Source organism: Stenotrophomonas sp. STEN021, from assembly GCF_056760175.1.
On sequence record NZ_JBRREH010000061.1, the window covers coordinates 16196 to 28412 of the forward strand.

Genomic DNA, 12217 nt, shown 5'->3' on the forward strand with positions numbered 1-12217 from the left:
GCCGTGGCAGCCAACAGCAGCTCGCGGAGGTGCAGCGCTATTCAGCGCTCAACCAAGCCTGGGTGCAGCGCAATGTGTTTGTATTCCAGAAAATCTTCCAGCGCGGCCAATCCATTCAGCCGCCCCAGTCCTGACTGTTTGAAACCACCCTCCTCCGTGCCGTCAAATACCCGCGCCCAGTCATTGATCCAGACCGAGCCGGCATCGAGTGCCTCGGCTACTCGCAAGGCGCGGTCGACGTCGCGCGTCCATACGCTGGCAGCCAAGCCGTATTCGTTGTCATTGGCCAGGCGGATCGCCTGTGCCTCATCGCTGAAGCACTGAATGGTGAGCACCGGGCCGAAGGTTTCCTGCTGGATGATCGGCAGTGCGTTGTCGAACACTTCCAGCAAGGCCGGACGGAAGAAGGCACCTTGGCGCAGCGGGCCGGTGGTAATGGGCCCACCACGTTCAACCACGATCGCACCGGAACGGATCGCTTCCTGCACCACTGCATCCACCCGCTCCACATTTGCACGATCGATCAACGGCCCCATGTCGCTGCTCGGATCTGCAGCCGGGCCAACCTTGACCGTGCGCAGCCGTGCACCCATGCCGTCACGCACCGCATCGTAGATGCGGTCATGCACCAGCAGGCGCGAGCCGGTCATGCAGAACTGTCCACTGAATACCGTCAGCGCCTTTTCAATCACTGGTAGCGCCTGACCCAGATCGGCGTCTTCAAACAGGATCATCGGTGTCTTGCCACCCAGCTCCATGCCGAAGCGCTTCAAGAGCTTCGCACCGCTGCTGCTGATCGCCCGCCCGGTGCGGGTAGAGCCGGTAAAGCTCACCACCGGCACTTGCGGAGCGTCCACCAGATAGCTGGAACCTTCGGGGCCACTTTCAAAGAACAGATTGATCACCCCGCGCGGCAAGGATTCGGCCTCGGCCATGATCCTGGCCATGGTGCTGGCGGTCTGCGCCACCTGCGAAGGCAACTTGATCACCGCGGTGCAACCGGCAGCCAATGCCGGCGCCAACGAACGGATGGTCAGCACCACCGGCGAGTTCCATGGCGCGATCACCGCCGCCACCCCCATGGGTTGACGCAGGATCATCGACAGCCGGCCCGGCTTGGGCCGTAGCGCGCGGCCGGCTTCCAACATCGCGGCCGCCGCCGAATAACGTAGTTTGCTGGGCACCATGTCCAGCTCGAACGCGGCCTCGGCGGCGACCTTGCCGTTCTCCAGCGACAGAATCCCGGCAAGCCGATCGCGGTTGCGCTCGAACGCCTGCGCCAACTGCTCCAGCACCCGGGCACGCAGTTCGTGATCGTGTGCCCACAAGGTCTGCTGAAATGCCTGCGACGCGGCGGCTACCGCCGCAATCGCCGCGGCGTGCCCATTGTCCGGGTAGCTGCCTATCACCTCATAGGTCGCCGGGTTGATGGATTCCTTGAGCACACCATCAAAGCGCGGAATGCCGTTGATCCAGTTGGCGGCGCGGCGCAGTTGCTCTGGTGACTTGCTTGCACCGTTCATGGGGCCTCCACACATTGACTAGTCATGATCTGCCGAACGCTCTTTGCCTGCTGCGCAATAACGAAGCACCGTAGACACCAGCATTTCCACCAACGGTGCGCTGATATTCACCACGATCGGCACGATGACCAGCGTCGATCCCAGAACCCGCAGTGGCAGCGGCCAATGCCGGAAATGTGGGCCTAGCAGACTCAACACCGTCAGCACGGTTGGATACACCGCCAACCAGATCAGCACGGTGCGTTTGAACCGCGGCGCGAGCCCGGTACGCCACATCATCTGCCTGCATCCCGCATCCATTGGCTGATGCGCTCAGCCAACATGATCACCGTTGGGTTGGTTGCCACGCAGGGCACATCCGGGAACGCGGAGGCATCGGCCACGCGCAGGCCATCGACGCCGCGTACGCACCCTTGGTAATCGAGTACCGCGTGCGCATCGTTGGCGCCCCCCATCGGCGCGGTGGAGGTGGGGTGGTGGTAGATGTCCAAGGCAGCCGGCAGCGCCGCCTCCAATGCCTCATACGAAGTCGACAACGCGCCCGGCACCATCTCCTCGGCAATCATTGCCGCCAGCGGCCCTTGCCTGGCAATCCGCCGGATCAACTCGATGCCCTCCACCATCAACTGCCGGTCCTGCGCCTCGGTCAACAGATTGAGCGCGATGATCGGCGCCACATCGGCAGCACGCGAGCGCAGCGTCACCGTGCCCAGCGAGCACGGGCGGGTCAGTGCCAACGCCAGCATGAAGATGGCGCCAGTGGGCGATGCCTGCGGATCACCGTAGTGCACCGCCGATACGTGGAAGTCACCAACATTGGCAGCTGCCTTGGATGACCGTGCCCACAGGATCGCGCCCACTGGTGGCACCGGCAGACCGAGCCGATCGGGGCGCGCCGCCCAGGTGGTGTAGAAGAATGGATGTTCCTGCAGTCGCTGCCCGACTGGCAGATTGGCGACCACATCAATGTCCAGTTCCAGCAGATCGTTGGCGGGGCCAATGCCGGAGCGCAGCAGCACCGCTGCCGTGCCGTAGGTGCCCGCACTCAATACGATGTTGTCGGCTTCGATGCGCTGACCATCGGCCAACACCACCGCGGCTGCACGGCGACCATCAAACCCGACCCGGTCAACCAGGGTCTGGCTGCGAATGCACAGATTGGTGCGCATCCGCACATCCTGGGAAAGATAGGTCATGCCTGTATTGAGCCGCTGCCCCATCCGGTTGTTCATCGGATAAGGGCCAACACCGAACGGTTGATCGCTGTTGAAGTCAGTCACCTTCGCGAAACCTGCCTGTACGGCAGACGCGACAAAGGCACGCTGCATGTCCGAGACCTCATCGTCCTGCAGGTAGTGAATCGGCCACGGCCCGCTTCGCCCGTGCACGGCATCCTCACCGTGCGCGGTGCGCTCGCTGCGTCGGAAGAACGGCAACACATCCTGCGCAGTCCAGTGTTCAAGGCCGGCTGCGGTCCAGCGCTCGAAGTCACCAGCGGGTGCGCGCATCGCCACACCCGCGTTGACCGCCGAACAACCACCCAGCACCTTGCCGCGCGGCACCGGCATCGTCGCGCCATAGATATTGGGCTCGGCCGAATAGCCCCAATCGTGCGCGCCATCGCCACCGATGATGTGCTGCAGACGCACCGCATCGGGATACGCATCCGGTGCATAGGCCTGTCCGGCCTCTATCAGCAGTACACGCCGGAACGGATCCTCACTGAGCCGGCTCGCCATCACTGCGCCGGCCGAGCCGCCACCGACAATCACCACGTCGTAGTGCGAGCCGCCCGAAACCGCCACTGCATGCGCACTGTCACCGTGCACCTGTACGCCTGTACCCGCGTATTTTTGCCGAGTAGCCATGGCGAACACCTCCTGCAACAAGCCCTTCAACCCACCTCCCGTTGTCTGCAAACGCGTTGATGCAAGCGCGATTGGCAACGGAACCATGGCGACATCCTCGGCCGAACCCGGCGCAGGCGGAATCCCTGCGCCGGTCATCACACTAAGGAACAAATGTCCTCAGTCCTGTCATCGCTGGAATCATTGAATGGCTTGATCGCATTCGCTTCCGCCGTGCGTGCCGGCAGTTTCTCCGCCGCGGGCCGCAGCCTCGGGCTGTCCGCATCAGCGGTAGGCAAAGCGGTGGAGCGACTCGAATCGCGCCTTGGCATCCGCCTGCTCAACCGGACTACCCGCTCGCTGGCACTCACCGGCGAAGGTGAAGTGCTGTATCACTACGCCGACAAGGTGTTGAAGGACCTGCAGGACGCCGAGCGCGAATTGAACATGCGCCAAAGCACGCCGCGTGGGCGCCTGAAGATCACCGTCAGCACGATCCTGGGCCGCAAGTTCGTCCTACCCGCACTGGATGACTTCACCACACGCCACCCGGAGGTCAACATAGCCCTCAGCCTTGACGCGCACCGGCGGGACATTGTTGAAGAGGGCTATGACCTGGCGCTGTGGGCCGGCGAACTGGAAGACTCCAGCCTGCAGGCGCGTCGGCTGGGATCGTATGCGCTGATAACCTGCGCCTCACCACACTATCTCGCCAAACACGGCATCCCCACAGCCATTGATGAGCTGGCTTGCCACCACTGCATCTACTACCGCCATTCCAACAATGAGCGGATGGAGCCATGGCGATTCAAGGGCCAAATCATTCCCAAACCCTTCGCCCCCGAATGCGCGCTCAACGATGTTGCCGCATTGGAAAGCGCTGCACTGGCCGGACTCGGCATCGTGCAGCTGCCCGACTATCTGGTGCGCGAGGAAATAGCCAGCGGCCGGTTGCAGGAGGTGCTGGGCGCACACGCCATCGCACCCACCGGCATTTTCCTGCTATGGCCGCCGATGGCAGCACAGGTTCCGCGGGTACGCGTCTTCATCGACTTCATAGCAGAGCGCGCAAGCACCCAGCTGAACCCTTTCGGGACCATTGTTCCTGCACCGCCGTGAACGAAAAAAGCCGACCCAACGGGGTCGGCCTCATCGCGTACAACGCTGCCCCGGCACCTAGTCCACCAGGCGCAGACGCAGCTCCTTGGGCAGCGCGAACACCATGGTTTCCGGCTCGCCACCGGTTTCACGTACGCCATCGGCGCCCAGCTCGCGCAGTCGTGCGATGACCCCATCCACCAACACCTGCGGTGCAGAGGCACCGGCGGTCAGGCCGATATGCTGCTTGCCAACCACCCACTGCGGGTCGATCTCGTCGGCACCATCGATCAGATAGGACTCCACGCCTTCACGACGCGCCAGCTCGCTGAGTCGGTTGGAATTGGAGCTGTTCGGCGAACCCACCACCAGCACCAGATCACACTGCGTGGCCAGGTCACGCACCGCATCCTGGCGGTTCTGCGTGGCGTAGCAGATGTCATCGTTCTTTGGCCCCTGCACCATCGGGAAATGCTTGCGCAGCGCCTCGATCACCGCACGGGTGTCATCCACCGACAAGGTGGTCTGGGTGGTGAAGGCGAAGTTTTCCGGCTGCGAGACCTGCAGCGCTTCCACGTCTTCCACGCTCTCGACCAGATAGATGTTGCCCTTGCCGTTCTCGCGGTTCCACTGGCCCATCGTGCCTTCCACTTCGGGATGACCTTCGTGGCCAATCAACACCACATCGCGGCCAGCACGGCAGTGGCGCGCCACTTCCAGATGCACCTTGGTCACCAGCGGACAGGTGGCGTCAAATACCTTCAGGCCACGGCGATCGGCCTCGATACGCACCGCCTGCGATACACCATGCGCACTGAAGATGACGGTATTGCCGTCCGGCACTTCGTCGAGCTCTTCAACGAAGATGGCGCCGCGTGCCTTCAGGTCATCGACCACGAAACGGTTGTGCACCACTTCGTGGCGCACATAGATCGGCGCGCCCAGGGTTTCGATGGCGCGTTTGACGATCTCGATGGCGCGGTCTACACCGGCACAGAAACCACGGGGATTGGCGAGCAATACGTCCATCTTCAACGACTCCGACCGCTGACGGTCGCTAATGCGGGAACAGATGCCGGCATCATCCGGCTTTTTTCTCGGTCTTGCCATCAAGCAGGCCCATCAAGGCGATGCCGATAGCGCCACCCACGATCGCCGCATCGGCGATGTTGAACGACGGCCAGTAATGGTCACCGATATACCACTGGATGAAATCAACCACGTGACCATGAATCTGGCGGTCGATGACGTTGCCGATGGCACCGCCGATCACCAGCGCATACGGCAGCGCATTGCGCCAATTTGCACGCGGCGTGCGCGACAGCCAGAACGCCATCAGGCCACTGATTGCGATGGCCAGGAAGGTGAAGAACCACAACTGCCAGCCACCGGCATCGCTGAGGAAGCTGAATGCCGCGCCGGTGTTATAGGTGCGGTACCAGTTCCAGAAACCATCAATCACCGGCACCGGGGTGAACTCGGGCAGGCTGGACAGCACCCACGCCTTGCTCCACTGGTCCAGGCCGATCACCGCCACGGACACCAGCAGGTAGATCAACGCATTGGGTTTAACAGCCTTTGCTTGCATGTAATACGCCTGTAGTTGACTGCGATGAAACGAATGGAGCTCTCCCCCATCCGTTTCGCGTTACGCCTTGCTCAGAACCAGCGGCGGTCTTCGCCAGCGCCATCGATGTTGCTGACGCAACGGCCGCACAGTTCCGGATGCGCTTCCACCGAACCGACATCGGCGCGGTAATGCCAGCAACGCACGCATTTGGCCTTGTCGGTCGGCTGCGCGCTGACAAACACCTCGTCGGTGGTTGCCGGGCGCACGCTGACATCGCCACTGATGAACAGGAAGCGCAGTTCCTCGGCCAGCGGCTGCCAGCGTGCGGCCTGCTCTTCATTGGCAGCAACAGTGATCTCCGCTTCCAGCGCGGCACCGATGGCGCCATTGGCACGCATCGGCTCCAGCACCTTGGACACCTGCTCGCGCAGCGCCAGCAGCTGATCGAAATCAGCAGCGGTCAGCTGGGCATCGGCCGGCAACGGCGCCAGGCCGTCATACCAGGTGGTGAACAGCACATTGTCGGCGCGCTTGCCCGGCAGGTAACCCCACAGCTCTTCGGCGGTGAAGGTCAGGATCGGTGCCACCCAGCGCACGAACGCCTCGGCGATATGGAACATCGCCGTCTGCGCCGAACGACGGCCGCGCGAATCCTCCTGCATCGTGTACAGGCGGTCCTTGGTCACGTCCAGGTACAGCGAGCCCAGATCGACGCTGCAGAAGTTCAGCAGCAGCTGCACGATCTCGGCCATGTTGTAGTTGGCGTAGGCGGCCTTGATCTTTTCCTGCAGCTCGAACGCGCGATGCACGATCCAGCGGTCCAGGGCGACCATGTCCGGCAACGCAACCAGGTGCCGGGTCGGATCGAAACCGTCCAGGTTGCCGAGCAGGAAGCGCGCGGTGTTGCGCAGACGACGATAAGCGTCGGCGTTGCGCTTGAGGATTTCCTGCGACAGCGACATCTCGTTGCTGTAATCGGCCGAGGCGATCCACAGCCGCAGGATGTCCGCACCCAGGGTGCGCATGATTTCCTGCGGCTCGATGCCGTTACCCAGCGACTTGGACATCTTGCGGCCGTGCTCGTCCACGGTGAAGCCGTGGGTCAGGCACTGCTTGTACGGCGCATGCTTGTCGATGGCCACACCGGTCAGCAGCGAAGACTGGAACCAGCCGCGGTGCTGGTCCGAACCTTCCAGGTACAGGTCGGCCGGCTTGCCGTAGCCACGTGCCAGCAGCACGCCTTCATGGGTGACGCCGGAGTCGAACCAGACATCGAGGATGTCGGTGACCTTTTCGTACTGGGCCGCTTCATCGCCAAGCAGCTCGCTGGCGTCCAGCGAATACCAGACGTCGATGCCGCCCTGCTCCACGCGATCGGCCACCTGCTGCATCAGCTCGACGCTGCGCGGGTGTGGCTCACCGGTTTCGCGGTGAGTGAACAAGGCAATCGGCACGCCCCAGGTGCGCTGGCGGCTGATGCACCAGTCCGGGCGACCGTCGACCATGCTGCTGATGCGCGCCTTGCCCCAGCTCGGGAACCAGCCCACATTGTCGATGGCCGCCATCGCGTCGTTGCGCAGGCTGGCCTTGTCCATCGAGATGAACCACTGCGGGGTGGCGCGGAACACCACCGGCGTCTTGTGCCGCCAGCAATGCGGGTAGCTGTGCTGGATCTCGAAGAAGGCCAGCAGTGCGCCGCTCTCACGCAACACCTCGACGATCAGCGGCTGTGCCTTCCACAGGTGCTGACCGGCCAGTTCGACGGTACCGGCCGGCGGCGTCGACGACAGGTAGACGCCACGGCCATCGACCGGGTTGATCTGGCCGGCGTTGTACTTGTCCATCAGCCCGTACTGCTGGCTGACCGCGAAATCTTCCTGGCCGTGGCCAGGTGCGGTATGCACCGCACCGGTACCGTCGGCGTCGGACACGTGCTCACCGTTGAGCAGCGGCAGGTCGCGGTTGGCGTAGAACGGGTGCGCCAGCAGCTGGTTTTCAAGCGCGGAGCCCTTGGCATGCCCGTGCACGACCACCTCGGTCACGCCATAGCGCGACAGCGAGCGCTCGGCCAGCGCCGAGGCAAGCACCAGCCAGCGCGGCTGGCCGTTGTGGGCTGGGCCCTCGACCAGCGCGTATTCGATATCCGCACCCAGCGACACCGCCAGCGATGCCGGCAGCGTCCACGGCGTAGTGGTCCAGATCGGCACCGCCACTTCCACACCGGCCGGCAGCTCAACCCCGAAGCTGGCCGCCAGCGCCTTGGAATCACGCGCGGCATACGCGACGTCGATGGCCGGCGAGGTCTTGTCCTGGTATTCGATTTCAGCCTCGGCCAGCGCCGAGCCACAGTCGAAGCACCAATGCACCGGCTTGGCACCACGCACCAGGTGGCCGTTGGCGACGATCTTGGACAGCGCACGGATCTCGTTGGCCTCGAAATCGAAGCTCAGCGTCTTGTACGGGTTCTCCCAATCGCCGATCACACCCAGGCGCTTGAAATCAGCGCGCTGCAGGTTGATCTGCTCTTCGGCGTACTCGCGGCACTTCTGCCGGAACTGCTCGGCATCGAGCTTGACCCCAACCTTGCCCCACTTCTTCTCGACCGCGATTTCGATCGGCAGGCCATGGCAATCCCAGCCCGGGATGTAGGGCGCATCGAAGCCGTCGAGGTAACGCGACTTGACGATGATGTCCTTGAGGATCTTGTTGACCGCGTGGCCCAGGTGGATCTGGCCATTGGCATACGGCGGGCCGTCGTGCAGCACGAACAGCGGGCGACCCTTCGCGTTGTCACGAAGCTGCGCGTAAATGCCCTGCTCTTCCCAACGTGCCAGGATGCCCGGCTCACGCTTGGGCAGGTCGCCGCGCATCGGGAATTCCGTTGCTGGCAGATGGAGGGTGGCTTTGTAATCCTGGCTCACGCGGTAGCTCGCAATCTGTGTTCGTTGAGGATGCGACGCGCCTGTTCTGCGTCGCGGTGCATCTGCTCGGTCAATGCCGGCAGACCGTTGAACTTCTCTTCATCCCGCAGCTTGGCCACGAACTCAACTTCGATGTGACGGCCGTACAGGTCGCCATTGAAGTCGAACAGATGTGCCTCAAGCAGCGGTTCCACACCTTCAACCGTGGGGCGCGTGCCGAAGCTCGACACCGACGGCCATGGCTGTTCGAAAACACCATGCACCCACGTAGCGTAGATACCAGAAAGTGCGGGTGTTTTCGGGAAACGCAAGTTGGCGGTGGGGAAGCCCAGGGTGCGACCGAGCTGGCGCCCGCGCACGACCCGGCCACCGATCGCATACGGGCGCCTCAGCAACTCGCCGGCATGGGCGAACTCGCCGGCCACGATCAGTTCGCGGATGCGGGTGCTGGAAATGCGCTCGCCGTTCAGGTGCACCGGCTCGATCTCACCAGCGACAAAGCCGAGCTCGGCGCCCATCGCCTGCAGCAGCGCTATATCGCCGCCACGGCGGTTGCCGAAGTGGAATTTGGGGCCGATCCAGACTTCGCGCGCGCCGAGCCTGCGCACCAGCATGTCGCGGACGAAATCCTCAGCGGTGATCGCCGCCATCTTGGCGTCAAAGCGCAGCAGACCGACGCTGTCGACCCCCAGCTCGCGCAGGGTGGCGACCTTGTCACGGGCCAACATCAGCCGCGGCGGCGGGTTGTCCCTGGCGAAGAACTCACGCGGCAGCGGCTCGAAGCCCAAGGCTACGGCCGGCACACCCAAGGCGCGGGCACGGGCAACCGCGTGGCGCACCAGCGCCCGATGGCCCAGGTGCAGGCCATCGAAGGCACCAATGCAGACCACGCTTCCCTGCGGGAACAACACCCCGCCTTCGACGTCTCTAAAAAGCCTGCTCATTCCATCCGGATCCGGCCCATACGGGCCGGTTCTGTCGTGTGTAGCCCTGAAGTATAACGGGCAGCTCAGTGGCCGCGCAGGTCGCGCGGGCGGAAGCCCATCGCAACCATTGCCAGCAGATAACTCGCACCGCCGGCGCCGACCAGCAGCGCCAGAGCACTGGCACGCTGCCACTTATCCATCGGCGTGAACGCCGGCAGCCAGTGCAGCAGGCCCAGCAGCACGGCCACCATCACCGCACAGGCCAACGCCAGGCGCAGCAGATAGCCACCCCAACCCGGCCGGCGCTGATAGACGCCCGTCTTGCCCAGCCAATGCCAGAGCAGGATCAGGTTCAGGTAGCTGGACAACGCACTGGCAATACCCAGCGCCAGATGCAGGCCCGGCTGCTTGCCCAGCGCCACCATCACACCCTGCGCCTTCAGCTCCGGCGGCACCATGAAGTGAAAAACCACCGCCAGCAGGATGAAATTGAAGACCATGTTGGCGACCAGCGCGACCAGACCGGCGCGCACCGGGGTCTTGGTGTCCTGGCGCGAGTAGAACGCCGGCAACACCACCTTCAGCAAGGCGAAGGCCGGCAGACCGAAGCTCAGGCCATAGACCGCCAGTGCGGTCATCTGGGTGTCGAACTCGGTGAACTTCTTGTATTGGAACAGCGTGGCGATCAGCGGCTCGGCCAGCAGCAGCAGGGCCAGCATTGCCGGCACTGCGATCAACAGGGTCATGCGCAGGCCCCAGTCCAGCGCATTGGAGAAGCCCTCACCGTCGGTCTTGACGTGATGGCGGGCCAGCGCTGGCAGGATCACCGTACCCAACGCCACCCCAAACACACCCAGCGGCAGCTCCAGGAAGCGGTCAGCCAGCGACAGCCAGGACTGCGAGCCGTCGGTCAGGTGCGCAGCGATCACCGTATCCAGCAGCAGGTTTATCTGCGCCACCGAGGAACCGAACAAGGTCGGCACCATGAGCGTAAGGACCTTGCGCACATCCGGGTGATTCCAGCCCCAACGCGGCAGGGTCAGCAGATTGATGCCCTTCAGCCCGGGCAACTGGAACAACAGCTGCAGCACACCTGCCGCCAGCACCGCCCAGCCCAATGCCAGGATCTGCTTCTCCGGCGTGCCGCCCAGACGCGGCGCCAACCACAGCGCGCCAGCGATCATGCACAGGTTGAGGATCACCGGCGTCAGCGCCGGCATCGCGAACCTCTGGAAACTATTCAGCGCACCGCCCGCCAAAGCCGTCAACGAGACGAACAGCAGGAACGGGAAGGTCAGCCTGAATAGATCGATCAGCAGGCCCTGCTTGGCAGGGTCCGTGGCACCGCTGCTGAACAGGAAGGCCAGCTGCGGCGTGAAGATCAGCGCCAAGGCGGTGACCACCAGCAGCGCACCACCCAACGTGCCTGACACCCGCGACATCAGCTCGCGTAGATCGGTATGCGGTCGGGTTTCCTTGACCTCGGTGAAGACCGGCACGAACGCCGTGGCGAATGAGCCCTCGGCGAACAGGCGCCGCAGGAAATTGGGCACACGGAATGCGACCCAGAAGGCATCGGTGACCGCGTTACTACCGAAGGTGGTAGTGATAACCTGATCGCGAACCAGGCCAAGAACCCGGGAAATCATCGTCATGCTGCTGAACGACAGCAGCCCCCGCAACATGCGCGGTGAACTCACCCACGGCCCCCTTGACAACTTGACTTGACGTTCAATCGGACAGCCATCATACTTGCATGCTTGCTGTTCCCACCACATCGATTTTCAGGAAACCACCACTGTGGCCAATATCAAGTCCGCCAAGAAGCGCGCCAAGCAGACCGTTGTGCGCAACGCGCGCAACACGGCTCAGCGTTCGATGCTGCGCACCGCCGTCAAGAAGGTGATCAAGGCTCTGGATGCCAACGACGCCGCTGGCGCCGAGGCAGCCTTTGCCGTCGCCCAGCCGATCCTCGACCGTTTCAGCGCCCGCGGCCTGATTCACAAGAACAAGGCTGCGCGTCATAAGAGCCGCCTGACCGCTCGCATCAAGGCCATCAAGGCCGCCTGATCCGCGCGATCACCAGGAGTCGCAAGACTCCCGGCATGAAAAACCCGGCCTTGTGCCGGGTTTTTTGTTGGGCGATTTTTTTGGGAGGGGGGAGCGAGGCAGACACCCTCCCGCATGGCTTTGGCTTTGGCTTTGGGACGACCCAGAAAAGCCTGCCCCCCCCCCCCCCCCCGGGGGGGGGGGGGGGGGGGGGGGGGGGGGGGGGGGGGGGGGGGGGGGGGGGGGGGGGGGGGGGGGGGGGGGGGGGGGGGGGGGGGGGGGG

Annotated in this window: 10 protein-coding genes; 2 read left to right on the forward strand and 8 right to left on the reverse strand. The window is 63.7% G+C overall.

Features of this window, described 5'->3' with window-relative positions:
• Positions 1–41: 41 nt before the first annotated feature.
• Genes ACVOL0_RS13665 through ACVOL0_RS13675 form a run of 3 tightly spaced genes read right to left on the reverse strand, consistent with a single transcriptional unit; the run spans position 42 to position 3391 of the window.
• Complete coding sequence (locus tag ACVOL0_RS13665) at positions 42–1523, reverse strand: aldehyde dehydrogenase family protein (RefSeq protein ID WP_481549563.1); 1482 nt, start codon at positions 1521–1523, stop codon at positions 42–44.
• Between the two features lie 18 nt (positions 1524–1541).
• Positions 1542–1802: a hypothetical protein gene (locus ACVOL0_RS13670; RefSeq protein ID WP_481549564.1), complete on the reverse strand. Its 261-nt coding sequence runs from the start codon at positions 1800–1802 to the stop codon at positions 1542–1544.
• The gene (locus tag ACVOL0_RS13675) at positions 1799–3391 is read right to left on the reverse strand and encodes a GMC family oxidoreductase (protein ID WP_481549565.1); all 1593 of its coding nucleotides are present in this window, start codon (positions 3389–3391) and stop codon (positions 1799–1801) included. Before ACVOL0_RS13675 ends, ACVOL0_RS13670 begins: the two co-directional genes overlap by 4 nt.
• Before the next feature lie 153 nt (positions 3392–3544).
• Here ACVOL0_RS13675 and ACVOL0_RS13680 point away from each other — a divergent pair, with 153 nt between their 5' ends.
• On the forward strand, positions 3545–4489 hold the full coding sequence (locus ACVOL0_RS13680; protein WP_481549566.1) for a LysR family transcriptional regulator: 945 nt from the start codon (positions 3545–3547) through the stop codon (positions 4487–4489).
• A gap of 57 nt (positions 4490–4546) precedes the next feature.
• On the opposite strand, the gene ispH is transcribed toward ACVOL0_RS13680, so the two are convergent.
• From ispH to murJ, 5 genes are all read right to left on the reverse strand, one after another.
• On the reverse strand, positions 4547–5497 hold the full coding sequence (ispH, locus tag ACVOL0_RS13685) for a 4-hydroxy-3-methylbut-2-enyl diphosphate reductase (RefSeq protein WP_481549567.1): 951 nt from the start codon (positions 5495–5497) through the stop codon (positions 4547–4549).
• Between the two features lie 52 nt (positions 5498–5549).
• A complete protein-coding gene (gene lspA / locus ACVOL0_RS13690) occupies positions 5550–6056 on the reverse strand; it encodes a signal peptidase II (protein ID WP_481549568.1) in 507 nt (168 codons plus the stop codon).
• 71 nt (positions 6057–6127) lie between these two features.
• Complete coding sequence (gene ileS / locus ACVOL0_RS13695) at positions 6128–8959, reverse strand: isoleucine--tRNA ligase (RefSeq protein WP_481549569.1); 2832 nt, start codon at positions 8957–8959, stop codon at positions 6128–6130.
• Complete coding sequence (locus ACVOL0_RS13700) at positions 8956–9903, reverse strand: bifunctional riboflavin kinase/FAD synthetase (protein WP_481549570.1); 948 nt, start codon at positions 9901–9903, stop codon at positions 8956–8958. Before ACVOL0_RS13700 ends, ileS begins: the two co-directional genes overlap by 4 nt.
• Before the next feature lie 65 nt (positions 9904–9968).
• Positions 9969–11570: a murein biosynthesis integral membrane protein MurJ gene (gene murJ / locus ACVOL0_RS13705; RefSeq protein ID WP_481549572.1), complete on the reverse strand. Its 1602-nt coding sequence runs from the start codon at positions 11568–11570 to the stop codon at positions 9969–9971.
• Positions 11571–11685: 115 nt separating this feature from the next.
• On the opposite strand from murJ, the gene rpsT reads away from it, so the two are divergent.
• Positions 11686–11955 (forward strand): 30S ribosomal protein S20, encoded by a 270-nt coding sequence (gene rpsT / locus ACVOL0_RS13710; protein WP_057629708.1) that lies wholly within the window; start codon positions 11686–11688, stop codon positions 11953–11955.
• The last annotated feature ends 262 nt before the right edge of the window (positions 11956–12217 follow it).